The following is a 24,460-nucleotide window of genomic DNA, read 5'->3' on the forward strand; positions in this document are numbered from 1 at the left end:
GATCACCCAGTCGCTCGCGGGTACGACTGTCGTCCGCCCGCTGAGTGTCGCCCCACCAGCGTCGCCACCGCCTGTGTCCCGCCGTCCCCGTCGCGCGTCCGTTCCCGGTACTCGAGGATCGTCAGGTCGAGACACGCGCGCAGTAGGTCGTTCGCCCGGAATCGGTAGCGGTCGTTCGACGGACCGATGTCGATCGGGTCGCTCGACCGCAGGTGGTGTTCGTAGATCAGGACGCCCCCCGGCGCCAGCGCCTCCTTGATGTCGGGGAGGAGTTCCAGCGCCGCGAAGAACCCCACCGTGATCACGTCGTACGCCGACCGCTCGAACTCGAAGTCGGCGACGTCGGCTCGGATCCACGTCACGTCCCCGTCGACCCCCTCCGCTTCGGCGGCGCTGGCGGCCCGGGCGAGCGCCTCGTCGGCGACGTCCACGGCGTCGACGACGTAGCCGTTTCCCGCGAGAAAGCGGGCGTTCCGACCGGTCCCGGTCGCCACGTCGAGAGCGCGGCCGGTCGGAAGCGAGTCGATCCGCCGTTCCAGCGCCGGAATGGGATCGTCCGGGAGTTCGAACGCCTCGTCCGTGCTGTACTTCTCGTTCCAGCGCTCTCGGTCGTCGGTCACGTCCCCACACAGTCGCCACAGCGGTAAGTCCCCGTCGTCGGCCGGCGATCGACACACCCATTTTCGTCCACCGGAAAGGGTCGAACGTGCCCGTCGGTCACTACCGGAACGCCGGCCTGTTCGTCCTCCTCGGCGTCCTGTTCGGCAGTGCGTTCGTCGCGATCAAGGCCGGTCTGGCCGTGCTCCCGCCCATCCTCTTTGCCGCCATCCGGTTCGACGTCGCCGCGCCGATCCTCCTCGCGTACTCGGCGTGGCGCTACGCCGCGTGGCGCCCGCGGAGTCGCGCCGACCTGGCCGCCATCGCCGTCGGTGCGGTGGCCATCGTCGCCGCGAACAACGGCCTGCTTTTCATCGGCCAGCGGACCATCACGCCCGCCGCCGCGTCCGTGATGTACGGACTCAACCCCATCCTCTCGCCGGCGATCGCGTTCCTGTTGCTCGGCCAGCGACTCGATGCCCGCGGCATCCTCGGCATCCTCCTCGGTCTCGTCGGCGTCGTCGTCATCGTTCAGCCGTCTCCCGAGACGCTCACGTCTGGATCGACGATCGGACAACTGTACGTCCTCGCCGCCGCGGCGCTCATCGCCCTCGGGAGCGTCCTCATGCGCCGCATCGACGCCACGATGGCGAGCACCCCCCTGACCGCGTGGGCCATGGCGCTCGGTGCCGCGCTCCTCCACCTGTGGAGCCTGGCGATCGGCGAGTCGGCCGCCGGGACCGAACCCACGGCGACGCTCGTCCTCGCGGTGCTCGTGGTCGCCGTTCCGTCGACCGCGGCCGCCTACCCCATCTACTTCGCCCTCATCAGACGGATCGGCCCCGTCCGCACGAACCTCGTCGCCTACGTCGTCCCCATCTTCGCCGCGCTCACGGGGTGGCTCCTCCTCGGGGAGGCCGTCACGCTCGCGACGGCCGTCGGATTCTGCGTCGTCGTCGCCGGCGTCTGCCTCCTCGAACGCCACGTCGTCGCCGCCGAACTCGAACGTGCTGTGCGATGGGTCGGCCCCCTCACCGACCGGTAGCCGACTCGACCGGGACCGCGGAGTCACAACCGCCTTGTGGGTCGCCGCGTTGTACCGGCTATGCGCCGCCTCGTCATCGGTGTGGCTCTCTGTCTCGTCCTCCTGACGCTCGTCGTCGGATTCGGCGTGCGGTTCAACGGATCCGAGGCCTACCCCGACCCTGCGGCCATCGACGGGAACTACGCCACCCACGTCGGCGAGACGGTCCACCTCTGGACCGGCGTCGCGGGTGAACGGAACGGATCTCTGGTCGTCTCCGCGGGACCCCTCCGTCTCCAGGTGACCGAGCCGCCGCCGTCGGCCGTCGACTCCGGCGATCTGATTCAGGTGTACGGCGTGCTCCGCCCCGGCCACCGAATGGACACCACCGCCTATCACGTCCAGACCGCGGCGGACCAGCGGTACATGTACGCCGCGTCCGTCGCCGGCGTGGCCCTCGCCGCCCTCGCCTTCCTCCGTCGCTGGCGCGTCGACGTTCGCGGCCTGCGATTCGTTCCGCGGGAGGGGGAGTGATGCCCGACCTACTCACTCACGCCATCGTGGGCTACCTGCTCGGCGTGGCCGCCGTCCGAGCCGATCGCCTCCCCGACCGATACGTCCCCGTTCTGATGGTCGGAGCGGTGGTCCCGGACGGAATGAAGTCCTTCGTCGTGGCCGGTGTCGACGTCGGCGTCCTCTTCGGGGTGCCGTACTCGGCGTGGGGAATCCACACCCTCGGCGGCGTCGCCGTCCTCGCCGGTCTCGGGGCGCTGACGATCCACCGCCCGAACCGCCGCCTCGGATACGTCGCGCTCCTCGCCGGCAGCGTGAGCCACCTCCTCCTCGATACGTTCGTGATCCGGGTCGACGGCGTTGCCCCTCCCTATCTCTTCCCGCTCACCGGCTGGCTACCGCCGTCCGGCAACCTCTATGCCAGTTCCGACGTCTGGCCCGCCGTCGTCGTCCTCGCGTTCGCAGTGCCGGTCTGGCTGGTACGACGACGCGACGTCGGCTGACGCGAATCGGGGCCCCCCCGACTCGTGTCGGTGGTTCGCCCCGCTCCCATCGTTACGGGCCACGACGATGATGGGGGCGACGGTGACGTGACGCCGATGCGTGGCTGTCGCTGCCTACGTCGTCCGCAGCAGAAAGCCGGTGGAGGGATTTGAACCCTCGGCCTATTCCTTACGAAGGAATCGCTCTGCCAGCTGAGCTACACCGGCGCGCACTCCCTCGTACTGCCATGACTCAAATAAGGGTTCCGAAACGCCCCGCCCTCACTGGGATAGCCGCACGTCCAGACAGACGTTGAGTTCGTGCGGGGCGTAGGACCGAACCACGTGGCGAGTCAGCACCTCGACGTCGTAGCCGGCGGACTCGGCGACCGCCCGGATCGCTCGCTCCCCGGGGCCGAAGGGGTCGTCCTCGTGCTGAATGTCGTAGTAGTGGAGGATACAGTCGTCGCCGGCGAGGGTGACGGCCGCGTCGAGGAACTCGTCGGCGCTGTGGGGCAGGTTCATGACGATCCGGTCGGCCCAGTCCGCGTAGTCGGCGGCCACGTCGCGCACGTCGCCCTCGATGGCGGTCACCTGATCCGAGACGCCGTTTCGATGGGCGTTCTCCCGGAGGAATCCGACCGCTGCGGGATTGAGGTCGACGCCGACGACCGTCGCGCCGCGGGCGGCCATCGGAATCGCGAACGGACCGACCCCGGCGAACATATCGACGGCCCGCTCGCCCGCCTCGACCTCCTCGGTGACGCGGTGGCGCTCGGTGGCGAGTCGCGGCGAGAAGTACACCTCGGCGAGGTCGAGGCGGTACTCGAAGCCGTACTCGCGGTGGATCGTCTCGGTCGGCGGGCGGCCGTTCCGATCCCCGTCGGTCGCGAGCACCGTCCAGTCCCGAACCCGGAGGTCGCCTTTCACCTTCGATGCCCGGTCGATGACGGCCCGGACGGGCAGGTCGGAGTCGAGGATGGCCCGGGCGATCTCGGCGGCCCGGTCGGGGTCGTCCTCGTCGAGGATCACCACATCGCCGAGGCGTTCGTAGGAGGGGTCGAAGCCCAGCAACTCGGCGGGCGTCCGCTGGGGGTCGTGGGCCGGTACGTCCCGGTAGACCACGTCGTACTCGTCGCCGACGGCGTCGGGGTCGGTCACGGGGAGGTACAGCACCTCCTCGTCGACGACGATCTCGTGGTCCTCGTCCACGAGGTCCGCCGCGGCGAGGGCCTGTCGGGTCTGCTCGCCCGCCTCCCGCGGGACGCGAACGCACGGCCGTTCCATACCGACCGGTCGCCGTCCGCGGGAGTAAGCGTGACGTTTCCCGACCGATCAGGATCGTGATCCGCCGAGTCCCGCATCACCTCGAACGACGCCCTCGTCGTCGCCGACGGCGTCGCGAACCGCCCCGACGACGGCGCCCGCGGCGACGACGACGCCCCGGTCCCGGAGGCGGTCGTCGACCCGTCGACCCGCCGGACCGGCGTGGTTGCGCGCCGCGAACGGCCCGCCGTCGACGACGACGGGGTTCGAGGCGGTGGCCGCGGCCCGGAGGACCGGCAGGTTCCCCGCTGCGACGGCCACGGGCGGGACGACGACGGCGTCGGCGCGTCGGATCCGCTCCTCGACGGCCGCCTCCGCCTCGTCGTCGACGGGCGCGTACGGCGGGACGGTCACGAGGTCGGCGCCGAGCGACCGGGCGGTGTCGGCGTCGGGATCGGCGGCCCCGACGGCGCCGACCGAGAGGTCGAAGCCGGCGTCGTGGAGGCGATGGAGGAACGGCGTGGCCGCGTCGCCGCCGGCGACCACGTGGATGCGGCCGGATGCGTCGCCGACGCCGTCGCCCCCGTCCCCGAAGGCGGTTACCGTCGCCGTCCCGGTGACGGGGTGTGTGGTGACGGTCGCCCGCCCGCCGAAGGCCGTCTCGACGGCCTCTGCCGTGAGCACCGACTCCGGGGGGCCGGCCGCCCGAACCGCCCCGTCCGCGAGCAGTCGGAGTTCGTCGCAGTATCGCGCCGCGAGGTCCAGATCGTGGATGGCGGCGACGACGGTCCGCCCCTCGTCGACGAGCGCCGACACGAGTTCCAGCGTCCGCACCTGATGGGTCACGTCGAGGTCGGAGGTCGGTTCGTCGAGGAGGAGGACCGGCGTGTCCTGGGCGAGCGCTCGGGCGAGGAACACCCGCTGGCGCTCGCCGCCACTCACGTCAGTCACCGGACGGTCCGCCAGGTCCGTGATCGCGGTCCGCTCCATCGCCGCCTCGACCGCCCGACGATCCGCCGGCGTCCGGGACCCAAGGCGGGCGACGTGGGGGGTTCGACCCATCGCGACGATCCGCCGCACGTCGAAATCGAACGTCGAGGCGGTGGACTGCGGGACTGTCGCCACGTGCCGACTCGCAGCGCGCGAGGAGAGGTCGGCGAGGCGCTCCCCGGCCACGGTGACGGTTCCCGAATCGGGCACCAGCGCCCCGTTGATCGTTCGGAGGAGCGTCGTCTTGCCCGCGCCGTTGGGGCCGACGAGGCCGACGAACGTTCCCCGCTCGACGCTCGTCGACACCCCGTCGAGGACGGGAACGCCGCCGAAGTCGACGGAGACGCCGTCGACGTCGATGGCGGCGTCGGTCACGGCGTGTGTACCTCCCGACTGCGGAGCAAATACAGAAAGAAGGGTGCGCCGACCGCGGCGGTGACGATGCCGACGGGGATCTCGGCCGGTCCCGACCGGGCGACGGTGTCGGTGGCGACGAGGAAGGTGGCGCCGGCGAGCGCGCTCGTCGGGAGGAGGATGCGGTGGTCCGGCCCGACGAGCAGGCGCATCATATGTGGAACGACGAGGCCGACGAAGCCGATGACGCCCGCGACGGCGACGGCGGCGGCGGTCAGGAGACTCGAAACGACCAGCAGCAGGCGTTTCGTCCGCTCCACCTCGATACCGAGCGAGTGGGCGTCCTCCTCGCCGAGGAGGAGGACGTTCAGATCGCGTGCGTACGCGAGCAAGGCGAGAAAGCCGGGGACGACGACGGCCGCGGCGACGGTCGCCTCGGTCCACGTGCTGTGTTGCAGGTGTCCCATCAGCCAGTAGATCGCCTGTCGAAGGTCGCGCCCCGACTGGACGAGCATGAAAGAGACGACGGCACCGAGGAAGGTCTGGACGGCGATGCCGGCGAGCAGCAGCGTCTCCACGGGGGTCCGGCCGCCGTCGCTCGCGAGCAGGTAGACGCCGAACGCCGCGACGAGTGCGCCGACGAAGGCGGCCACAGGGAGCGCGAGCGGTACGGTGACCGGCGCGACGATGGCCGCGACGGCGCCGGTTGCCGCCCCGGCGGACACGCCGACGATGGAGGGATCGGCCATCGGGTTGCGAAAGAACCCCTGCATGACCGTGCCCGCGGACGCGAGCGCGAACCCGACGACGGCGCCGAGGACGATCCGCGGCATGCGGATCGAGAGGACGATGGTCCGGTGGCTTTCGGGCACGTCGGTCGCCACGCCGAGCAGCGCCCAGAGCGCAGTGTCGGCGACGCTGCCGACCCCGATCGGAACCGGGCCGATGGTGGCGCTGGCGAGTATCACGGCCACGAGCGCGCCGCACAACCCGCCGACCCACGCGCCCGTCCGGACGCCCACGTTCATACCTACGAAGGCCTGCTTGCAGTAGGTAAATACTTGTTGCATATCACCTCCATCCCGTTCGAACCAGTCGTCCCCGCTGGAGTCGACGGCGCCGTCCGGCGGCCCCATCCAAAACCGTATTAGGGTCGGCCCGCGGCGTGTGGGTATGGTGGAGAACGTCATCTGGCCGGCCTACCTGGACGCGACCAAGAGTCGCGCCGAGGGGCGGCGAGTCCCCCTCGACGAGGCCGTCGACGACCCGTCCGTCGACGAGATCGCCGAGGCCGTCCAGCAGGTCGGCTACGACGCGGTCATCGAACGCGAGACGACATACTCCCGTGAGTTCGATCCCCGCGGGCGGGTGCTCGTCAAGGGGGCCGACGACGCCTCGAAGAACGACCTCGTCAAGGCCATCGCGGCCTACGTGGCGATCCTGCGGGACTGACCGTGCGCCGTCTCGGCACCGTCACCCGGACCGCGCAGGGACTCGCCATCGTCCGCCCCGACGACGGCGACGCTCCCGACATCGGGACGATGGCCGTCGACGAGTCCCTCTCTGGGGTGGGACGCGTCGTCGACGTCTTCGGTCCCGTCGACCGACCCTACTTCTCCGTCTCGCCCGACGATCACGTCCGGTTGCCCGACCTCTTGGGCACGAAACTGTACACGCGTTCGGACTGAGTCACCCCGATCGGATCAGGCCGCTCCGGTCGCGGTCGTCGCCGTCCCGTTCGTCGTCGCGTTGCCCTGAACGACCCTGACGGACTCGTTCCCGTACACCTCCAGCGTCCCGACGACGGTGCCGTTCGGCGCGACGCGCTGGACGATCAGCGAGGGTTGGCGGCCTTCGGCCGACCCGCCACCCCCGCCGTCGTCGACGGTGTCGGCGTCGCCGTCGAGGAACGCGACGACCTCTCGGGTCGTCGCGACCTCCCGCACGTCGCTCGACCGAGCGTTGACGAACGCGATGTACGCGATTCCACTACTGTCGCTCGGAACGACTCGGACTTGCCAGTAGAGTTGACCGTCGACGACCACGGGAATCGGTTCCGACGGAGTAAACCGGTTCCAGTCGGTCGTCCGCGCGGCCTGTCGGACGTAGTCGGTCGCCTTTCTGGCTCCGAACAGCGACCTGTTAGGAGTGTATATCTCGTAGTCGCCGGTCCGGCTGTCGACAGTCCAGACCTCCTTGAGCCCCTGGGCCTCGCCGTACGGTTCGACCGCGACGATGTACTCCGGGCCGTCCTCGGTGAACACGAGGAAGGGTTGATCGTTGCCGACACCGGGAACGGGTGCCACCTCGATTTCGTCCTCGTGGCTGGTGAACGTGTTGACGATCCCGCGCCGGTATTTCGTCGTCGCGACCTTCTTGCGAGCGAGGGCGGACGGGTAGAGTTTCTGCTCTTCGAGCGCCGGGTGACGACGCGCCTCCTCGGGAGAAAGGTCCTCGACGTTACCACCGCTGTCGATCAGCGCGACACCGCCCCACTCAGGGGTCGTGTACGGGAGGGGTGTCCAGTGGAACGTCGGCGTCGTGTACGGGACCGCGATGTACTGCTCGCCGTCGCTGACGACCATGAAGGGATCGCCGTAGTCGACGAGATACTGGCCGCCCTTGAGCAGTTTGAACTGGTAGTTGTTGTAGAACGCCGGTCCGATGCCACGCTCTAGGTCGTCGGTGATCGTCCGGACCTCGGCGTTCTGCTTTGTCATGTCGATGAGGACCGTCCCGTGCTGTCGCTTGGTGAAGTGGTTGTACGTACCGTCCGGCGCGAGCGCGTACGACCAGTAGGGCGTCCCGTTGTCGACGGTCACGTCGCTACCGGTGATTCGGTACTGGGGGAAGTTGAGCGTGTTCGAGGCGTACCGCGCGGCGACGCTTTTCGGGACGACACGCGGCATCTGTGAGTCGGTCTCGGCGAGCGAGTCGGCCGTCGTGGCCGAGTCGAGGGTCGATTTCCCGAGCCGTTCGCCGGCCAGTAGCCCCGTGGCCCCGCTCCCGACGACGAGGACAAGCAGGAACACGGCGAGTGCGGCCTGGGGGCCGACGGCGCTCGTTTTCCGGCGGAGAGCGTACACTACCAGGCCGGCGACGAGTAGCGCGAGGGGGAGGATCGGCGTCGTGTAGACCGCGTAGACGATTCCGTGTAGCCAGGGGCGGAAATACCAGCCGACGGCAGCGAGAACCACCAAGACGACGAGCACACCGCCGCCGAGCGACCGCGGCGACCGGCCGCGCAGCCGCGCTATCCGACGTGTGACGAATCGGAGGGCTTCCGAGAGTGAGGACATCGGCGAGGGTAGGGACCGCACACGGTTGACCGTATCGACTGGGCGGATCGGCCGCTGGCCCCGACCCCATCGACACCGTCTCCGGACGGGGAGTCGCAACCCCCAAACCACCCCCCGACCAAGGGGCGGACATGAACGCACGCGAGGCCCGCGGAGTCGCCGTCGCCGCGACGCTGTTCTTGCTCGTTCAGGTCGGTGCGCTCGCGATGGTCGGCCCGTTCGAAACCGCCGGCTACCAGGCCGTCGAGGACCCCTCCGACCCGACAAACAGCCTCGTCTACTTCGTCGCCATCCTCGTCGCGACGGGGGCGATGCTCGCGGCCTTCAAGTACGCCTTCGAGCGAGCGGTTCGGGCCGTGGTCGTCCTCTCCAGCGCGCTCGTCTCGTGGTACGTCTTCGGCGTCGTCGCCCCACCCCTGCTCGTTGTGGGCGCCGTCAACGTCCTCGCCGTCGCCCTCTCGATCGGCGTCGCCGTTGCCCTCCTCGTCTATCCCGAGTGGTACGTCATCGACGGCGCCGGCGTGGTCATGGGCATCGGCGCTGGCGCTCTCTTCGGCATCAGCTTCGGCCTCCTGCCCGCCATCGTCCTCCTCTCGGTCCTGGCGGTGTACGACGCTATCAGCGTCTACGGCACCCGCCACATGCTCAGCCTCGCCGAGGGCGTGATGGACCTCCGCGTGCCCGTCATCCTCGTCGTCCCGCTCTCCCTCTCCTATTCCCTGCTTGCGGACGACTTCGAGGGCGCGAACGAGGTTCACGAGGACGCCGACGCGGCGGCCGACGGGGACGGCGAGGAGGGGACCGACACCGACGGGGACCGCGAGGGCGACGCGGAGACTGCCGTGGCCGACGCCGACCGCGACGCCTTCTTCATCGGCCTCGGCGACGCAGTGATGCCGACGGTGATGGTCGCCAGCGGCGCCTTCTTCTCCCCGGCACCCTCGCTCGGCGTCGCCGCGCTCCCCGCGCTCAACTTCCCGGCGCTTCTCGCGATGGTTGGGACCTTCCTCGGTCTCGGCGTCCTCCTGTGGGCCGTGATGAAGGGTCGCGCCCACGCCGGCCTCCCCCTGCTGAACGGGGGTGCCATCGGTGGCTACCTCCTCGGGTCGGTCCTCGCGGGCGTTCCGGTCGTCCGCGCCCTCGGTCTGGCGCCGTACCTCTAGTCGGCGCCCTCGCGAACCTTTACCGCCATACCCGTCTCGAAGTCGCGCATGGCCTCGGCGGCGAGTTCCGCCCGTCCGACCGCGAGCAGGTCCCCGTCCGCGCGGACCACGGCCACCTCGTCGCTCGGGCGTACGTCGTCGTCGACCGCCCGCACGAACTTCGCGAAGACGTTCTTCCCGTCCCGGACGAACGGCTCGCTCTCGGAGCCGACGACGACGCGGGCCCGTGGCGCCGACAGCGCCGCGATCAGCCGCCGTCCGCCTTCGAGCCCGAGCGTGAATCGGCCGTCGGTGCCGTAGGAGACGAGGCGGCCGACGTCGGTCCGGACCTGCCGCGGTCGACCGCTCGTCGACCGGGTGACGGTCAGGTCCCCGTCCTCGTCCGGTGGAAAGAGGGCACGCCCCGCGCCGGCGCCGAACTGGTAGTCGGCGACCGTCCGGAGGCGCGGGAGTTCGTCGCGGGTCATGGCAGCCGTCGGGCGGCCACGGGCAAAAGGCTTCCCGGCTTCGCTCGGTCAGGCGCTCCCGGACCGTCGGGCACGCCGCCCCAGGAAGCCACCGACCGCGACCATCAGGTAGAAGTACGCGACGGCGATGCCGACGATGGTCATCGCGAGTCCCGCCGTCACGAGGTAGGCGATCATGCTGACGGCGACGAACCCGAGTACCGTCCCGAGGTAGCCGAGCGTCGCGTACTGGCGCCAGTGGTCGAGCGAGGCGAGCGACGAGGGGCCGCCGGTGGCGTAGTCGGCGAGCAAGCCGGGGAGGACGTACCAGGAGAGGACCGTCAGCATGGCGAGTACGCCCTCCGCGGTGGTGGTCGTCGTGCCGCTCGGGTCGGAGGCGCCCGAGACGGCGGCGAACAGCAGGAACGGGCCGAAGATGAACGCGCCCCCGACCAGTCCCCGCCGGTAGTGACGCAGCCAGGCACCGTCGCGGAGACGGAACGTCGGGGCGCTGGTCTCGGCCGACCGCTGGACGGTCTCCAGAAAGTATCCGACCATGATCGGTGCCGGCACGATCAACACGGACGCGAACGCGACCAGCCACCAGTTGTACAGCGTCCGCCGCGTGATCGACCGGGGGTAGTGGAGCGCGAACCCGATGCTCCGAGCGACGTCCCGCCCGCGGTTCAGCGACTCGACCGGCCGGTGGAGGCGACCGGCCAGACTCTCCGACTCGTCCGCGTCCGTCGCGGCCGGACCCGTATCCGTCTCCGGAGTCGCACTCGCGTTCGCGTTCGTCGTCCGAACAGTCGTCGATTCCGCCCCCGCGTTCGCGTCCGTCGACGTCGAACGCCGATTCGTCGTCGACGCCCTCCCGTTGCCCGCCTCGGCGCTCGACTGAGTCGCCTCGTCCGCCGTGTCGGTCGACGCCCCGACGTCCCGGTCGGTCACTGCTCCCCGTGAGGCCGTTCCGGACGACGCCTCATCCATCGCCGCCTCGACGGCGTCTCGCAGGTACAGCACCGACTCGTACCGCTCCTCGCGTTCCTTCGCCAACCCCTGGAGGACGGCATCGTCGAGGGCGGCGGGCACGTCGGCGCGTGTCGATGGCGGCGGTGGCGTGTCGTTCAGGATCCGGTGGACGAGTTCCCCGGTGCCGCTGGCGTCGAACGGCGGCGCGCCGGTGAACAGTTCGTAGGCGACGGCGCTCAGTTGGTAGACGTCCGTGCGGTCGTCGACGGGCCCGTGTGCGTCCGGATCGAGCTGTTCCGGCGCGGAGTACGCCATCGTCAACCCCTCCGGCGAGCGGGAGTGTTCGAGCAACACCTTCGCCAGTCCCCAGTCGCCGACCTTCGGGACCAGGGTTCCCGAGGAGCGGGTGAACAGGACGTTCTCGGGTTTCAGGTCGCCGTGGGTGATCCCGTGACGGTGGGCGTGAAACACCGCGTCACAGACGTCTCGAAAGGCGGCGACGCGTTCCTCCTGATTCAATGCCGCGGCCCGGTCGCCCAGATGTCCGGCGTCCATGTACTCCATCGCGATCCAGGGATACGGCTCGGTCCCCCAGTCGAGGACGCTGACGGTGTTGTCGTGGTCGTCGATCCGGTCCCAGATGCTCGCCTCCTCGACGAACGAGTCGAAAAACGAGGCGTCGACGGTCCCGTGGTCGGCGACGCGGGGCATCTTGAGGGCGACCCGACGCTCCTGCCCATCGTTGAGACTGGCCCGGTAGACGTCGGCAGTCCCACCCGCGCCGATCCGATCCAATTGTTCGAAGTCCTCGAAGGCGTACCCCTCCACTCCGTCGTTCGCGGGCCCCGACGATCCCATCGTCCGACCGTCCCGGTGGCGACACATAATCGTTTCCCGGTCTCCGTGCTGGCGACCGCCACGGTCCGGCGACCACAACGCTTAGCCTCCGACCGATCCCACGGCCGCCATGGCACACGAACTCGGCGAGAGCGACTGGGGCGACTGGCTGCCGACCGCCGTGGCCGAGGCCGATCCGGACACCGTCGCGGTCTGGTATCTGGGCTGTAACGGCTTCGTGTTGAAAGGGCGCGAGGGAACGACGCTCTTCGTCGACCCGTACTGTGGACTGGGCGATCCACCACGGACCGTGCGGATGATCCCGGTTCCCTTCGACCCGACCGACGTGGACGAGGCCGACGCGGTGTTCGCCACGCACGAACACTCCGATCACGTCCACGGACCGACGCAGGCGCCCATCCTCGCGGCGACGGGCGCCGACTACTACGCGCCCGACGCGAGCATGGCCGTCGTCGATCGGGCGGGATGGACCGACGACTGGGGCGTCGTCGCCGAACAGTTCGACACCGTCGCCGAGGGCGACGAGTTCGACGTCGGCGAGTTCACGGTCCACGTCGTTCCGGTGAACGACCCCGACGCCGACCACCCCGTCGGCTACGTCTTCGACCACGACGCCGGCACCATCTTCCACGGCGGCGACACCCGCCCTGCCGAGTCGTTTCCGGATCTCGCCGACCGTTTCGACGTCGACCTCGGCGTCCTCGCGTTCGGGTCGGCGGGGCGCATCCTCGATACGGAGACCCGGGAGCCGACGCGCACGCAGTGGTACGCGAACGAGAACGACGTGATTCGGGCCGCGAACGCCCTCGAACTCGACCGGGTCGTCCCGAGTCACTGGGACGTCTGGAAGGGGCTGAACGCCGACCCGACGGTCCTCCACCATCACGCCCGGAGCTTCCCGTACCCGGAGCGACTGGAGGTCGTCGAGATCGGCGATCGACTCGATCTCTGAGCGTTACCGGGTCACGAGTACCGGCGCCGCACTCGCTCGGACCACGCGATCGGTCACGCTCCCGAGGAGGTACCGATCCAGCCCCGTCCGACCGTGCGTCCCCATCGCCACGAGGTCGATCCCCTCCTCATCGACGTAGTCACGGATCGCCCGGTGGGGGACGCCCTGCTCCACCCGCGTCACCGCGTCGATCCCGCGACTGGCACTCCGATCCGCGATCGCCTCGACGGCGGCCTCGTGGTCCGATTCCAGATCGTCGACCACGTCGGGGACGCTCATGCCGATGCTCGATGCGCCGGCCAGCGCCTCGGCGTCGATCACCGAGAGCGTGTGGACGGTCGCGTCGTACCGATCGGCGACGGCGAGGCCGTGCTCGATCGCCGACGACGCCGCCTCGCTCCCGTCGGTGGGAAGCAACACCGCGTCGTACCCGTCCCTTTCGGCCGACCCGTCCCTGGCCGTGAGTACGGGTGCAGGACTCGTCCGGACGACGCGCTCGGCGACGCTCCCGAGCAACAGGCGGTCGAGCCCCGTCCGGCCGTGGGTTCCCATCGAGATCAGATCGACGCCCTCCCGCTCGGCGAACGCGCGGATCGCCTCGTGGGGCCGTCCCCGCTCGATCGCCGTCTCGATCAGCCGATCGCTCCCCTCGGCGAGGCGCTCGACCGTCTCGATCGCCTCCCGTGCCGCCCGCTCCAGCGCCGCAATCTGCGGGTCGACGTCGGCGATCCCGCTGCTGACCGCCCCGTCGTCGACGACGCTCAGGACGACCACCGTCGACTCGAACGCCGACGCGAGGTCGAGTGCGTGTCGCGCGGCCGCCTCGGCCCCCGCGCTCCCGTCCGTCGGGACGAGGATGGTGTCGTACATGGGCGGTCACCGCCGGCCGTGGCGCCGTCGGGGACGCGTCGATCCTCCGTCTGTCGGTCCGTCCGCGGCCTCGGAGCGGTTCATGCGTACATGTTGGGTGGTTGATCACATAAACGGCGGTGGCCGGACCCGATCGTCGAGAACGACCTGCGGCCACGAACCGGCTGTGACACGCCGTCACCTGGGCGGGCCGCCGGTTGTTTTATGCTACTACTGGGAAAGGTATGGCGCATGGCGAACGACCCAGACCCCGAGACCCCGGTGTCCGTCTCGACGGGGGAGGTACGCGTCGGGAAATCCTTCGAGGCCGACCGGTTTCCGGTGCCGGCCATCGCCTTCGAGATCGAATCGCTCGACGACGACCCGATCCGCATCCGACTCGTCGACCGGATCCCCGAGTCGTTCGCGATGGAGGGTGTCGGCTTCCATCCGGACTACGACAGCGACAACTGGACTGCCTACCGGGATCACCGGGTGGCGTACGAGCGCACGCTCGACCCCGGCGAGTCCGTGCTCACGGTGTACGGCATCCGGATCGACGATCCCGAGGAGGCCGAACCCTTCCTCGACGAGCCGACGATCGAACTGATCGAACCGGACGATGTCGGCGGCGGCACCGAGGACGTCCTCGGCCGGGAGACGACACAGGCCGTCCGCGATGCCCTGTCGGGTGAGGAGTCGTCCGACCTCTCGGAACTGGCAGCGGAGACCGAGTCCGCGCCCGAACCCCTCCTCGACGACGGCGACGTCTCGGACGACCCCACGCCCCGTGACCGCGAGGCGGGACTCGACACGGCGATCCGCGACCGGGACGAGGGCGTGACACGCGTCGACGTGACCGAGGGAACCGACAGCCCGGAGGACGAGGACGACGGCACGGACGAAGCCGTCCCCTCGGCCGACGCAGCGGAGGCGCTCGATCCCCGGCCGACGGACGACACCGGAGCGACGGAGACGGCCGACGGGAGCGACGACGTCGCCGGGACGACGGCCGACGACGTGGACGCGGAACCGGAAACGCCCACCGCCGCTCCCGGGTCGGTCGCGGCCGCCCTGGCCGCCGAGATTCGCCAGGGAACGGTCGATGACGACGATCTGGCAGTGCTCCACGAGGCGTTCGAGGGGGAGGTCCCCACGAGCGTCGACGTGCGCGTCGGTCGGCTTCAGTCACAGGTCGAGGATGTGCTGGCCTATCGTGACGCTCTCGCCGATTTCCTCGACGAGAACGGGACCGCAGAGGACGTCCTCGGCGACGTGAGCGAGGAGGTAAGCGACCTGAACGACCGGATCGACGACCTCGACGGGACGCTGGCGACGGCGGCCGAGGACCGTGCGGCCCTCCGCGACGAGGTCGGCGAGGTGTCCGACGCGGTCGACGACGTCGCCGACCGGGTCGACGGCATCGAGGACGATCTCGATCGCGTCGAGTCGCGGCTGGGGCGACTCGACGAGCGGTTGGCCGACGCCGAATCGATGGCGGAGGATATCGAGGAGATCCACACGGAACTGGACGAACTGCGGTCGTTCCGGGACCGCCTCAGCAGCGCCTTCGGCACCGGCGAGGAGTGATACGGTTTATTGTAAGTCAGTACCGGTGGTTCGCCGGAGTCTCGACGAGCCACCGGTGAACGGTTACAATAATCCGTACGAGCGAAAAGCACAATCGGTAAAGCCCGCCACAGCGTCCGTCCCACAATGACCGAGACGGTTCGGGTCGCCGTTCCACGCAAGGGGCGCCCACTGGAGGCGGTTCTCGAACGCTTCGCCGCCGTCGCCGGCGTCGATGACCTGGCCGACGACGTTTCTTCCACGCTCCGCTACGAGAAGGCCGTTACCAAGGGACGGGCCACGGCCGATCGCGACGTGTACGAACGGCTGGCGGCGTACAGCGACATCTCCGATCCGACGGGTCCGGAGTACACCCTGTTGCGCGACGACCGGGAGGGCAAGCCCCGACGGATCGTCTTCGACAGCGTCACCGTCCCGACCGGAGACGTGACGGTAGAGTTGATCGGCCGCGAGGAGCCGTTCCGCGCGCTCCGCACCCACGAGTTCGGACTCGGCTTCGACAGCGCCGACCTCGTGTTGGAGGAGGTCGTCACGCTGGGGGCCACCGGCGTCGAGTCCATCGGCGACGTGAACGCCCGGATCGACCCCCACGACACCGACGTGCGGATCGTGACCGGAATGGGCGATACCGTCTACCACACGTTGCTCGCGACTCCGGAGACCCTCCCGCCGGGTGCCGACCTCGATCGCTCGTTCGTCGCGGACTACGCCGGTCCGCTGTGTATCTCGCCCCGATACGAGCGCCTCGTCAGGGCGATCCTCGGTACGGACGCCCTCGACGACGTGGCGTTCACGTACCCCGACCCGTCGGCCGAGGAGGAGGCCGCGATCGCCGAGGTCGGTCTCGGCGTCTACCTCACGATGACGGGATCGACCGCCCGGGACCACGGACTCGTCGTGGGGGAGAACCTGTTTCCGAGCGAGACCGTGTTGATGGAGAACGCCGCCGAGACGAACCGGGCGATCGAACGACTCGAAGCGAACCTCACGGCCGCGGATCTGGAGACGGCGATCCGACCCTAGGCGGCGCGGGCGGCGTCCGGATCGGTGCCGGCCTCCAGCAACTCGGTGTATCGGTTGCGGACGGTCACCTCGGAGACGTCGCTCACCGAACACACCTCCTTCTGGGTCACTTTGTCGCCTTCGAGGATGGACGCGGCGTAGATGGCGGCGGCCGCGAGGCCGACGGGGCTCTTGCCGCTGTGGACGCCGCTCTCCATGCCCTCCTCGAGGAGCGCCCGGGCGCGCGTCTTCGTCTCGCCACCGAGGTCGAGGTCGGAGGCGAAGCGTGGCAGATATTCGAGCGGGTTGGCGGGTTCGATGGCGAGTTCGAGTTCGCGGACGATGTAGCGGTAGGCACGCGAGAACTCCTTGCGTTCCACCCGGCTGACGGGCTCGAACTCGTCGAGGCTCCGCGGCACGGACGCCTGTCGGGCGGCGGCGTAGAGCGACGCCGTCGCCATCGCCTCGATCGAGCGGCCACGAAGCAGGTCGTCCTCCAGGGCGCGGCGGTAGACCACGCTCGCGGTCTCGCGGACGTTCTCGGGGAGACCGAGCGCCGAAGACATCCGATCTATCTCGCCGAGTGCCTGCTTCAGGTTGCGCTCTTGGGCGTTCTTCGAGCGGAACCGCTCGTCCCAGGTCCGGAGCCGCTGGAGTTTGCGACGCTTGCTCCCGTCGATGGTTCGCCCCTTGGCGTCCCGGTCCTGCCAGTCGATGACCGACGACAGGCCGTCGTCGTGGAGGAGTTTCGTCGTCGGGGCGCCGACACGGCTCTTCTCCGCGCGTTCGCTGGAGTCGAAGGCTCGCCACTCGGGCCCGTGGTCGATCTCGTCGGCCTCGACGACGAGACCGCACGACTCACACACGGTCTCGCCGTGCGCTTCGTCGGCGACGAGGGACGCGTTACACTCCGGACACGTCCGTTCCGCCGACTGCTCGTCTTCGGTGGTCTCGGTCGTCGCGTGCTGTTCCCCGCCGACCTCTCGGAGGGAGTGGGGCTGCTGAGTCATGATTGGTGGGAGGCTGCCGTCGTCATCCCTCACTTCGTGATTCGTTTGGTAGGATCTTAATAGTTTCTACTGTGTTTTGATTCCAATAGAAACAGAGTGTGCGTCAGATACACAAGGGGTCCGGGAACGGATCCGACTCTTTTTGGTGGTGTCATCCTAAGGCCGGGGCGATACGGGAGCGCTGGTCGTGACTCAATACACATCTTCGGACGCCGGCACCGACTCGCTCGTCGAGGAAGCAGTGAGTACGCTCCGGACGTTCGAACTCACCGAGTACGAGGCGAAATGTTTCGTGGCGCTCACGCGCTTGCGCGAAGGCACGGCGAAGGAGGTGAGCGACGTCGCCGACGTGCCACGTGCCCGCATCTACGACAGCATGGACACGCTACAGGATCGGGGTCTCGTCAGCGTTCAGGAATCGAAGCCCCGCCGGTTCCGGGCCGTTTCCCCCCGCGAATCCGTCGAACTGCTGGAACAGCAGTGCCGGAGTCGGCTCGATCGGCTCGGCACCATCCTCCCTCGCCTCGGCTCGCCCGACCGCTCTTCCAGCGCCGGCGAAGTCTGGACGATGGAGGGAGAGACGGCCGTTTCGGAGCGTCTCGCGACGCTCGTCGGTGACGCCACGGACGAGGTGTTGCTGGCCGTGGCCGTCGACGCGCTTCTCGGCGAGGACCTGATCGACGCGCTCGCCGACGCCGCCGACCGTGGCGTCGAGGTGACGGTCGGCTCGCCCGACGAATCGGTTCGGGCGGACCTCGACGCTGCTCTCGACGGTGCCGACGTGGTCGAGACGTGGACTTGGTGGGACTCGGTTCCGATCGAACCCGGCGCGGTCACGAGCGTGTGCATGGTCGACGGCGACGCGCTTCTGGTCAGCGCGGACGCCGCGACCGACCTCCCCGGCGTCCGCAAGCATCGCGCCGTGTGGACCGACAGCGCCGAGGCCCCCGTCGTCGGGCTGATGCGGCCACTGCTCGCGACGGCGATCCGCGGCGACTATCGTAGCGATTGAGAGCCATACCACAGCCGATCGCAGTACGGCCTCCGATCGACTGGGCACGCCGTTTCAATCGTTACTATCGGGGAACGCCCCGTCCTCGACCGCCTCGCGATAGGCCGTCACTGCGTCCTCGATTTCGCCACGAACGTCGCCGAACTCCTCGGCAAAGGGCGGCGCCGACGCCGAGAGCCCGATCACGTCTGTTACCACGAGTACCTGTCCGTCCGTCTCCGGACCGGCACCGATGCCGATCACCGGGATGTCGAGGTCGGCGGTCACGTCGGCAGCGAGGTCGTCCGGCACGTGTTCGAGCACCAGCGAGAACGCCCCCGCTTCCTCGTGGCGCCGCGCGAGGTCGCGGATCTCACGGGCGTCGGACTCGGTCGTCCCCTGCCGGGTGTAGCCGCCGACCTGGTTGAGTCGCTGCGGCGTCAACCCGAGGTGAGCCATCACCGGGATGCCGAGTTGGACGAGTCGTTCGGTCAGTTCGACCGTGTGTGGCCCCGACTCGATCTTGACCGCGTTCGCGCCCGCCTCCTTGAGGAGGCGTCCAGCGTTCTCGATCCCGTCGCCCTCGCTCGTCCCGTAGCTCAGAAAGGGCATGTCGGCGACGACGAGTGCCTCCTCCGTCGCTCGTGTCACTGCCGCCGTGTGACTCGCTACGTCCTCCATCGTCACGGGGAGCGTCGAGTCGTAGCCGAGAACGGCGTTTCCCATGCTGTCGCCGACCAAGATCACGTCGATCCCGGCCGCGTCGACGATCCCAGCCGTCGGCGCGTCGTACGCCGTCAGCATCGTCAGCGGTTCCCCGTCCGCCGACGCCTGCCGGATCTCCTGTACCGTTGGCATCGTCCCTCGAATCGACTTGGGGGGAATTAACGGTACCCCTTATCGGAGCCCTGTGCCGGCCTCCCAGCCCCGGATCAGCGTCGCGAGCGTCCGGTTGACCGGCACCGACTCCCCAGCCACCTCGGCCCGCTCCACGACGTAACCGTTGATTGCCTCCACTTCGGTCCGTCGGCCGGCGACCACGTCCTGATGCATCGACGAGCGGTTCCGTGCGGTCCCGCGGACGACCGCCTCGATGGCCTCGGTTACCGCCGCGTCGGACAGCGCCGTCCCTGTCGCCCGCGCGACGCGTGCCGTCTCGACGCCCGCCGTTGTCGCGAGGTCGGCGAGATCACCCGGTGGCGACAGCGCTCCGTTCTCGACGCGGGCCAGCGCCGTGACCGGGTTGATCGCCGCGTTGATCGCCAGTTTCTCCCAGAGTCGTGCCCGCACGTTGGTCGTCACGTCGGCGTCGAGATCGACCGCTCGAAGGGCCGCGACGACCCGCTCGGCGGTCTCGACGTCGTCGGCCGGCCGCCAGGGGCCGACCGTGAGGCGGCCGCGGCCGAGCCACTCGACGTGGCCGGGATCGGCGAGTCGGGCGCCGACGGTGGCCGTCCCGGCGACTATCGGGACGTCGAGGTGGTCGGCGAGCGTCGTCTCGTTGCCCATCCCGTTCTGGAGCGAGCAGACCGCCCCGACGTCGCCGGTCGCGAGGTCGCGGGCGGCCGCCTCGGTGTCGTAGGCCTTGACCGTCAGGAGGGCGAGATCCGCGCTCGCCCCCGTCCCGTCCGTCGTCGCCGACGGGGCGGTGTCGAGGTCCGCGACGCCCGTAATCCGGAGCCCCGCTTCCCGCACTGCGGCGACGTGTGGGTCCCGACCGACGAGCGTCACGTCGTGGGCCCGGGAGAGCAGGCCCCCGAGCAGGCTACCGAGGCTCCCCGCCCCGAAGATCAGTATCTCCATGGGTGCCGTCGCGGGCTGTGACTCCGGTCGGCGTCCACGCTCACCGCTCCTCGAACGGCTGGACGACGACGAACCCCTCCGCCCCCGAGAAGTCGAGTTGATAGGTCTCCTCCGAGGACTGGCCGACCAGGTCGCTCAGACTTCGGTTCACCCCGGCAGACGGCGAGAGCACCCCGCTCCAGGCCACCGTCGCGCTCGGGTCCGTGACGACCGGCGGCGACAGCACGACCGGGTCGCCGTGGGTCGTGATGGCCACGTCGCCCGGCCCCGTGAGGAAGACGTTGGTCAGCCCACCCGTCGACGACCCGGCGAGGCTGTCGATGGTGCTGATCTCGTAGTCCACGGACGACTCGAACGCGAGGACGTCCTCGCCGTTGACGGAGATGGACTCTCCATCATCGAGGGCGACGATACCCACTTCCTTCCCCTGATCGGCGAGGTAGAGACGCCCCGACCCCTCGGCGTCCATCACCGGCGTTCCCTCGCTCGTCGCCTTGCTCTTCAGGAACCCCGTCACGCCGCCCTCGGCGGAGGCCTTCCCGGAGAAGGTCACGTCACCGTTGTAGGCGACCATCGACCCCACCCTGGCCGTCACCGTCCCGTCGAGATCGACGGCGAGGAGTTTGTGGTTCTGTAGCTGGAAGGTGTCGCCACCCTCCGCCGGCGCGTTCGACGCGGCGAACTCGTCCAGTGTCATGGTGAAACTCGTCCCGACGTTCTGTGTCCCGGCAAATGAGTGTTGGTGCCGTGATGACTCCTCCCGACCGTTCAGATATCACACATGATAATTCTGCCAGTAGAATTATATGCGGCAGCGCGAAGATACGGGTATGTCAGCGACGAGCGAAGAGAGTGCACGGATGCGGTCGGACCCGAGTCTTCACCGGGCGCAGATCGACTGGGACCGCCGCGAACCGGTAAGTTTCACCGTGCAGGTTGCCCTCGGCGATGTCGAAGAGTGCGAGCCGATCGAACTCGACCCCCTCGCGGATTACGTCGATCCCGACGCCCTGGAGGCGTTTTTCACGGGACCCCCGGACGTACTGGCAAAGCGGAGTATCACGTTCGAGTACGGGGACCATCTGGTCCACGTCGACGGCCGCGGCGAGGTCATCGTCGACTGATCGCCCGCTGGGACCCCGTTTTCGATCCGCCGGTCGTCTCCTTCGGTTTTATTCACGCCCGGATTTCTGCAGGCCGTCGCGCTGCCGGTCGGTCGCCGGAGTGCCCCATTGGGTCCGCCACCGCGGCCGACCCCTCGTTCACAAGATATATGCCTCGCTCACCCCACCGTCCGGTAGATCCGGTCCCGCACGTCGCGTCGACGGCCCGTGGCTCCTTCCGGTCCCCGGTTCCACCCGTCCGTCGCCGACCGTCGAGGCTCCGGGACTGCGACGACTTGCCACACGAATCCATACGCCATCCATGCAAGCCACACACCGTAACGCCCTCTTCGCGGCTCTCGTCGTCGTCGCCACCGTTGCCGCCGCCGGCGCCGTCACCGGACAGTCCACCTCCGGCACCGTCATTGGTCGTCCGGACATCGAGGTGTACACCGCGACGACGGAGGTCGAACCCGGAACGCGGACCGAACTCGATCTGGTCCTCTCGAACGACGGCCGCCTGAGCAGGGGCGGGCCGCCACAGTACGAGAGCCGCGTCACCACTGCCCGCGGCGTGTCGGTCGAGGTCGAAGCCGGCGAGACACCCTTCGAAATCAACACCGGACGAGTCGCCGTCGGCGACGTCCCCCGTGGGACCACCGCTGCCAATCCGGTCTCGATCACCGTCCCCGAAGACGTCGATCCCGGTCGGTACCGGATTCCCGTCACCGTCTCCTACGCCTACACCGTGAGCGTCCAGTACGACTCCGTCGGCTCCCCGACGTACAACGACCTCACGCGCGAGGAGACACAGTACGTCACGCTCCGGGTGCGCGACCAGGCCCAGTTCGACGTGGTCGACAGCGAGACGACGGCACAGATCGGTGACACCGGAACCATCTCCGTGGAACTCCACAACGGTGGAACCCTGCCGGCACGCGACGCGAGCGTCGTCCTCTCCTCCCCGACCGACGAACTCACGTTCGGGAGCGGCTCGGAATCCTCGACCGGCTACGTCGGCACCTGGGAACCGGGAACGAACGAGACGGTCGACTACACCGTCTCCTTCGACGACGAGGCGACGCTCCGGAACTACAGTTTGACCGTAACCGTCGAGTACGAGGACACGGACGGCATCGCCCGCAGTTCGGACCCGATGGCGGTCGGGCTTCGCCCCGACCGCGAACAGACCTTCGCGCTCCGCGATGCGAACACGACGCTCCGGGTCGGCGAAGATGGGACGTTCTCCGGAACCGTCGTCAACCGCGGTCCCGATACGGCCCGACAGCCCGTGGTCGTGTTGCAGACGTCCAACCCGAACGTCAACCTCGAAACCGACGAGTACGCGCTCGAAGCGCTCGCCCCCGACGAGACCGGGACGTTCGCCTTCGACGTGTCGATCAGCGATGGGGCGAGCGCCAGCACCCAACAGTTCAACGCCACCGTCCGCTACCGGAACGAGCGCGGCGACGTCCGCCGGAGCGACGCGCTGGAACAGCGGGTGGTCATCGAACCTCAGCGGGATCGGTTCCGTATCGAGGCGGTCGACCGCACCGCCGTGGCCGGCGGGACGACGACGCTTGACGTCCGTGTGACCAATCTGGGCGACGAACCGTTACGCGACATCGAGGCCAAGGCGTTCGTCCAGACCCCACTGTCGAGCGACGACGACGAGGGCATCGTCTCTCGACTCGAACCCGGGGAGACGGCGACGATCACTATCGGTCTGAGTGCCAGCGATGGGGCCCTCGAGAAGCAGTATCCCGTCTCGCTCGACTTCCAGTACGAACTCCCGGACGGCGACACTGAAGTGTCCAAAACCTACCGGATCCCGGTCACGGTCGAACGGCAACGAAGCGGGGGGCTGCCCCTCGTGCCGATCACCGTCGGCATCGTCGTCGCCGTCGTCGGCCTGGGGCTGTTCGTCCGGTCGCGCCGAGGCGGTGAGGACGGGAGCGACTGACGAACTCCCCCGCGTAGGCCGAGTCCCGATCCGGTAACCCACCGAGGAGTATCAACGCTGAGAACCCGACGACCGAATTTATTATGGGGTGGCGTAAACGTCGGGTCAACGATCATATGACGCCAGACTCGACTACGGTCCGGACGGCGTGCCCGACGAGTCCGAGAAACACCCCGACCGCCGGAACGGAGAGACACACATGAGCGACGGCGAGACGGCAGACCACCCCGCCGAGTCGGAACTCGACGAGCAGATCGAGGCGGCGCTGAACGAGATAGACGTGGCCGATGCGGCTGGGTCGACCGACGAGGGCGACGTCGATCGATCGGTCCCCTCGTTCGGTGATGCACCGGCCGACGGTGCCGACGGTGCCGACGAGTCGTCGGGGACGGCCGACGAGGAGACCATCTCTGTCTTGGAGTTCGTCCTCGGCGACGAGCGGTACTGTCTGGACATCTCCTTCATCGAACAGATCGTCGAACGCGGCACGATCACCCGTATCCCGAACGCGCCGCCGTTCGTCGAGGGAGTGATCGATCTCCGGGGCGATATCACGACTGTCATCGACCCCAAGGAGACGCTGGCGGCCGAGGACGACGATGACGGCGATCTCATCGTCGTCTTCGATTCATCGCGGATGGACGACGAGTGGAGCGTCGGGTGGGCGGTCGATGGCGTCCGCCGGGTCTCGACGGTTTCTCTGGCGGAGATCAAAGACTCCCCCGTCGACGAACCGTGGATCAACGGCGTGGTCAAGCGGGACGAGGACGGCGAATTCGTCATCTGGACGGAACCGGGCGAGCTCATGCGGACCGACGCCTGAGCAGGCGGTCAGCGTCGCCGGAGGAACGCCGGGAGGCGGACCCGATCTAGCCCGTCCTCCGGGAGCGCCGTGGGGTTCGGTCGCGAGAACATCCCTGGCGGCCCGTCGGACGACCCGTTTCGATCCTCCCCCCGGGAGGTGTCGTCGATGTCGGTTGCGTCGACGACCAGTTCCTCCCACACGGCCTCCGACTCCGTGGCCGTCCTGTCGGACGCCTTGTGTCGCCCCTCCTCGTAGGAGAGTTCGATCAGGCTCCGCTCGTAGGTCGTCGCCGCCGACGCGAGCACTTGCTCGTACTCCTCGCGGTTCGGGTGACCCAGGCTCCGAGCCACGCCGAGGGCGAACGCACGTTCGAGTGCGTCCTCCTTGTCGAGGTCGTCCCACTCGGTGTCGAACTCGGATTCGTACAT

Annotated in this window: 26 protein-coding genes and 1 tRNA gene; 13 read left to right on the forward strand and 14 right to left on the reverse strand. The window is 68.9% G+C overall.

What is annotated here, in order from left to right:
* Positions 1–2: 2 nt before the first annotated feature.
* The gene (locus NBT82_RS03350; RefSeq protein WP_345780709.1) at positions 3–620 is read right to left on the reverse strand and encodes a class I SAM-dependent methyltransferase; all 618 of its coding nucleotides are present in this window, start codon (positions 618–620) and stop codon (positions 3–5) included.
* 86 nt (positions 621–706) lie between these two features.
* On the opposite strand from NBT82_RS03350, the gene NBT82_RS03355 reads away from it, so the two are divergent.
* From NBT82_RS03355 to NBT82_RS03365, 3 genes are read left to right on the forward strand one after another with little or no spacing between them, the layout of a single operon-like run.
* Entirely contained in the window at positions 707–1,642 is a 936-nt protein-coding gene (locus NBT82_RS03355; protein WP_251330175.1) for a DMT family transporter, read from the forward strand.
* Between the two features lie 60 nt (positions 1,643–1,702).
* Positions 1,703–2,155, forward strand: coding sequence for an OB-like fold-containing membrane protein (locus NBT82_RS03360; protein WP_251330176.1), 453 nt, complete (start codon positions 1,703–1,705; stop codon positions 2,153–2,155).
* Positions 2,155–2,637, forward strand: a complete 483-nt coding sequence (locus tag NBT82_RS03365) for a metal-dependent hydrolase (protein WP_251330177.1) — start codon at positions 2,155–2,157, stop codon at positions 2,635–2,637. Before NBT82_RS03360 ends, NBT82_RS03365 begins: the two co-directional genes overlap by 1 nt.
* A gap of 134 nt (positions 2,638–2,771) precedes the next feature.
* Here NBT82_RS03365 and NBT82_RS03370 read toward each other — a convergent pair.
* From NBT82_RS03370 to btuC, 4 genes are all read right to left on the reverse strand, one after another.
* A tRNA-Thr gene (locus NBT82_RS03370) sits at positions 2,772–2,844 on the reverse strand.
* 54 nt (positions 2,845–2,898) lie between these two features.
* On the reverse strand, positions 2,899–3,903 hold the full coding sequence (locus NBT82_RS03375; protein WP_251330178.1) for a class I SAM-dependent methyltransferase: 1,005 nt from the start codon (positions 3,901–3,903) through the stop codon (positions 2,899–2,901).
* Positions 3,904–3,951: 48 nt separating this feature from the next.
* Positions 3,952–5,247 carry an ATP-binding cassette domain-containing protein gene (locus NBT82_RS03380; protein ID WP_251330179.1) on the reverse strand — a complete coding sequence of 432 codons (1,296 nt, stop codon included), beginning with the start codon at positions 5,245–5,247 and terminating at the stop codon, positions 3,952–3,954.
* A complete protein-coding gene (gene btuC, locus NBT82_RS03385) occupies positions 5,244–6,254 on the reverse strand; it encodes a vitamin B12 ABC transporter permease BtuC (RefSeq protein WP_251331340.1) in 1,011 nt (336 codons plus the stop codon). The genes NBT82_RS03380 and btuC overlap by 4 nt, the downstream gene beginning before the upstream one ends.
* A gap of 145 nt (positions 6,255–6,399) precedes the next feature.
* Between btuC and srp19 the strand changes: the two genes are divergently transcribed.
* Together srp19 and NBT82_RS03395 are read left to right on the forward strand one after the other, a co-directional pair.
* Complete coding sequence (srp19, locus tag NBT82_RS03390) at positions 6,400–6,678, forward strand: signal recognition particle subunit SRP19 (RefSeq protein ID WP_251330180.1); 279 nt, start codon at positions 6,400–6,402, stop codon at positions 6,676–6,678.
* A 2-nt stretch (positions 6,679–6,680) separates the two neighbouring features.
* Positions 6,681–6,914 (forward strand): H/ACA ribonucleoprotein complex subunit GAR1, encoded by a 234-nt coding sequence (locus tag NBT82_RS03395; protein WP_251330181.1) that lies wholly within the window; start codon positions 6,681–6,683, stop codon positions 6,912–6,914.
* 15 nt (positions 6,915–6,929) lie between these two features.
* On the opposite strand, the gene NBT82_RS03400 is transcribed toward NBT82_RS03395, so the two are convergent.
* A complete protein-coding gene (locus NBT82_RS03400) occupies positions 6,930–8,525 on the reverse strand; it encodes a hypothetical protein (RefSeq protein WP_251330182.1) in 1,596 nt (531 codons plus the stop codon).
* Between the two features lie 131 nt (positions 8,526–8,656).
* Between NBT82_RS03400 and NBT82_RS03405 the strand changes: the two genes are divergently transcribed.
* Positions 8,657–9,688 carry a presenilin family intramembrane aspartyl protease PSH gene (locus tag NBT82_RS03405; RefSeq protein ID WP_251330183.1) on the forward strand — a complete coding sequence of 344 codons (1,032 nt, stop codon included), beginning with the start codon at positions 8,657–8,659 and terminating at the stop codon, positions 9,686–9,688.
* On the opposite strand, the gene NBT82_RS03410 is transcribed toward NBT82_RS03405, so the two are convergent.
* On the reverse strand, positions 9,685–10,155 hold the full coding sequence (locus tag NBT82_RS03410) for a PUA domain-containing protein (RefSeq protein ID WP_251330184.1): 471 nt from the start codon (positions 10,153–10,155) through the stop codon (positions 9,685–9,687). The two genes, NBT82_RS03405 and NBT82_RS03410, sit on opposite strands and share 4 nt — an antisense overlap.
* Before the next feature lie 48 nt (positions 10,156–10,203).
* Positions 10,204–11,964 (reverse strand): serine/threonine-protein kinase, encoded by a 1,761-nt coding sequence (locus NBT82_RS03415; protein ID WP_251330185.1) that lies wholly within the window; start codon positions 11,962–11,964, stop codon positions 10,204–10,206.
* A gap of 109 nt (positions 11,965–12,073) precedes the next feature.
* Here NBT82_RS03415 and NBT82_RS03420 point away from each other — a divergent pair, with 109 nt between their 5' ends.
* Positions 12,074–12,916: an MBL fold metallo-hydrolase gene (locus tag NBT82_RS03420; protein ID WP_251330186.1), complete on the forward strand. Its 843-nt coding sequence runs from the start codon at positions 12,074–12,076 to the stop codon at positions 12,914–12,916.
* Between the two features lie 3 nt (positions 12,917–12,919).
* Here NBT82_RS03420 and NBT82_RS03425 read toward each other — a convergent pair whose 3' ends face one another.
* Complete coding sequence (locus NBT82_RS03425) at positions 12,920–13,786, reverse strand: universal stress protein (RefSeq protein WP_251330187.1); 867 nt, start codon at positions 13,784–13,786, stop codon at positions 12,920–12,922.
* 231 nt (positions 13,787–14,017) lie between these two features.
* On the opposite strand from NBT82_RS03425, the gene NBT82_RS03430 reads away from it, so the two are divergent.
* Positions 14,018–15,355, forward strand: a complete 1,338-nt coding sequence (locus tag NBT82_RS03430; protein WP_251330188.1) for a hypothetical protein — start codon at positions 14,018–14,020, stop codon at positions 15,353–15,355.
* A gap of 126 nt (positions 15,356–15,481) precedes the next feature.
* Positions 15,482–16,378: a phosphoribosyltransferase HisG-related protein gene (locus NBT82_RS03435; protein ID WP_251330189.1), complete on the forward strand. Its 897-nt coding sequence runs from the start codon at positions 15,482–15,484 to the stop codon at positions 16,376–16,378.
* On the opposite strand, the gene NBT82_RS03440 is transcribed toward NBT82_RS03435, so the two are convergent.
* Entirely contained in the window at positions 16,375–17,367 is a 993-nt protein-coding gene (locus NBT82_RS03440; RefSeq protein ID WP_251331341.1) for a transcription initiation factor IIB, read from the reverse strand. The genes NBT82_RS03435 and NBT82_RS03440 overlap by 4 nt on opposite strands.
* 187 nt (positions 17,368–17,554) lie before the next feature.
* Here NBT82_RS03440 and NBT82_RS03445 point away from each other — a divergent pair, with 187 nt between their 5' ends.
* Positions 17,555–18,379, forward strand: a complete 825-nt coding sequence (locus NBT82_RS03445; protein ID WP_251330190.1) for a TrmB family transcriptional regulator — start codon at positions 17,555–17,557, stop codon at positions 18,377–18,379.
* Positions 18,380–18,433: 54 nt separating this feature from the next.
* On the opposite strand, the gene panB is transcribed toward NBT82_RS03445, so the two are convergent.
* Genes panB through NBT82_RS03460 form a run of 3 tightly spaced genes read right to left on the reverse strand, consistent with a single transcriptional unit; the run spans position 18,434 to position 20,858 of the window.
* Positions 18,434–19,216, reverse strand: a complete 783-nt coding sequence (gene panB, locus NBT82_RS03450) for a 3-methyl-2-oxobutanoate hydroxymethyltransferase (protein WP_251330191.1) — start codon at positions 19,214–19,216, stop codon at positions 18,434–18,436.
* A gap of 39 nt (positions 19,217–19,255) precedes the next feature.
* A complete protein-coding gene (locus tag NBT82_RS03455; protein ID WP_251330192.1) occupies positions 19,256–20,161 on the reverse strand; it encodes a ketopantoate reductase family protein in 906 nt (301 codons plus the stop codon).
* A 40-nt stretch (positions 20,162–20,201) separates the two neighbouring features.
* Positions 20,202–20,858 (reverse strand): AIM24 family protein, encoded by a 657-nt coding sequence (locus tag NBT82_RS03460; RefSeq protein WP_251330193.1) that lies wholly within the window; start codon positions 20,856–20,858, stop codon positions 20,202–20,204.
* 133 nt (positions 20,859–20,991) lie between these two features.
* Between NBT82_RS03460 and NBT82_RS03465 the strand changes: the two genes are divergently transcribed.
* The 3 genes from NBT82_RS03465 (at position 20,992) to NBT82_RS03475 (ending at position 24,050) form a co-directional block, all read left to right on the forward strand.
* The gene (locus NBT82_RS03465; protein ID WP_251330194.1) at positions 20,992–21,285 is read left to right on the forward strand and encodes a HalOD1 output domain-containing protein; all 294 of its coding nucleotides are present in this window, start codon (positions 20,992–20,994) and stop codon (positions 21,283–21,285) included.
* Positions 21,286–21,586: 301 nt separating this feature from the next.
* A complete protein-coding gene (locus NBT82_RS03470) occupies positions 21,587–23,227 on the forward strand; it encodes a COG1361 S-layer family protein (protein ID WP_251330195.1) in 1,641 nt (546 codons plus the stop codon).
* Positions 23,228–23,375: 148 nt separating this feature from the next.
* Positions 23,376–24,050: a chemotaxis protein CheW gene (locus NBT82_RS03475; RefSeq protein ID WP_251330196.1), complete on the forward strand. Its 675-nt coding sequence runs from the start codon at positions 23,376–23,378 to the stop codon at positions 24,048–24,050.
* Between the two features lie 8 nt (positions 24,051–24,058).
* Here the strand turns inward: NBT82_RS03475 and NBT82_RS03480 are convergent, their stop codons facing one another.
* A complete protein-coding gene (locus NBT82_RS03480; RefSeq protein WP_251330197.1) occupies positions 24,059–24,460 on the reverse strand; it encodes a DUF8057 family protein in 402 nt (133 codons plus the stop codon).

The organism is Haloplanus sp. HW8-1 (genome assembly GCF_023703795.1).
Classification (GTDB): Archaea; Halobacteriota; Halobacteria; order Halobacteriales; family Haloferacaceae; genus Haloplanus; species Haloplanus pelagicus.

Excerpts from the sequence above, each read along its gene's own strand:
- NBT82_RS03440 (WP_251331341.1), bottom strand. The coding sequence starts at position 17,367 with ATGACTCAGCAGCCCCACTCCCTCCGAGAGGTCGGCGGGGAACAGCAC.
- panB (WP_251330191.1), bottom strand. The coding sequence starts at position 19,216 with ATGCCAACGGTACAGGAGATCCGGCAGGCGTCGGCGGACGGGGAACCG.
- NBT82_RS03470 (WP_251330195.1), top strand. The coding sequence starts at position 21,587 with ATGCAAGCCACACACCGTAACGCCCTCTTCGCGGCTCTCGTCGTCGTC.
- btuC (WP_251331340.1), bottom strand. The coding sequence starts at position 6,254 with ATGAACGTGGGCGTCCGGACGGGCGCGTGGGTCGGCGGGTTGTGCGGC.
- NBT82_RS03430 (WP_251330188.1), top strand. The coding sequence starts at position 14,018 with ATGGCGAACGACCCAGACCCCGAGACCCCGGTGTCCGTCTCGACGGGG.
- NBT82_RS03480 (WP_251330197.1), bottom strand. The coding sequence starts at position 24,460 with ATGTACGAATCCGAGTTCGACACCGAGTGGGACGACCTCGACAAGGAG.
- NBT82_RS03465 (WP_251330194.1), top strand. The coding sequence starts at position 20,992 with ATGTCAGCGACGAGCGAAGAGAGTGCACGGATGCGGTCGGACCCGAGT.
- NBT82_RS03435 (WP_251330189.1), top strand. The coding sequence starts at position 15,482 with ATGACCGAGACGGTTCGGGTCGCCGTTCCACGCAAGGGGCGCCCACTG.
- NBT82_RS03415 (WP_251330185.1), bottom strand. The coding sequence starts at position 11,964 with ATGGGATCGTCGGGGCCCGCGAACGACGGAGTGGAGGGGTACGCCTTC.
- NBT82_RS03455 (WP_251330192.1), bottom strand. The coding sequence starts at position 20,161 with ATGGAGATACTGATCTTCGGGGCGGGGAGCCTCGGTAGCCTGCTCGGG.
- NBT82_RS03375 (WP_251330178.1), bottom strand. The coding sequence starts at position 3,903 with ATGGAACGGCCGTGCGTTCGCGTCCCGCGGGAGGCGGGCGAGCAGACC.
- NBT82_RS03400 (WP_251330182.1), bottom strand. The coding sequence starts at position 8,525 with ATGTCCTCACTCTCGGAAGCCCTCCGATTCGTCACACGTCGGATAGCG.
- srp19 (WP_251330180.1), top strand. The coding sequence starts at position 6,400 with ATGGTGGAGAACGTCATCTGGCCGGCCTACCTGGACGCGACCAAGAGT.
- NBT82_RS03425 (WP_251330187.1), bottom strand. The coding sequence starts at position 13,786 with ATGTACGACACCATCCTCGTCCCGACGGACGGGAGCGCGGGGGCCGAG.
- NBT82_RS03365 (WP_251330177.1), top strand. The coding sequence starts at position 2,155 with ATGCCCGACCTACTCACTCACGCCATCGTGGGCTACCTGCTCGGCGTG.
- NBT82_RS03420 (WP_251330186.1), top strand. The coding sequence starts at position 12,074 with ATGGCACACGAACTCGGCGAGAGCGACTGGGGCGACTGGCTGCCGACC.
- NBT82_RS03460 (WP_251330193.1), bottom strand. The coding sequence starts at position 20,858 with ATGACACTGGACGAGTTCGCCGCGTCGAACGCGCCGGCGGAGGGTGGC.
- NBT82_RS03360 (WP_251330176.1), top strand. The coding sequence starts at position 1,703 with ATGCGCCGCCTCGTCATCGGTGTGGCTCTCTGTCTCGTCCTCCTGACG.
- NBT82_RS03410 (WP_251330184.1), bottom strand. The coding sequence starts at position 10,155 with ATGACCCGCGACGAACTCCCGCGCCTCCGGACGGTCGCCGACTACCAG.
- NBT82_RS03405 (WP_251330183.1), top strand. The coding sequence starts at position 8,657 with ATGAACGCACGCGAGGCCCGCGGAGTCGCCGTCGCCGCGACGCTGTTC.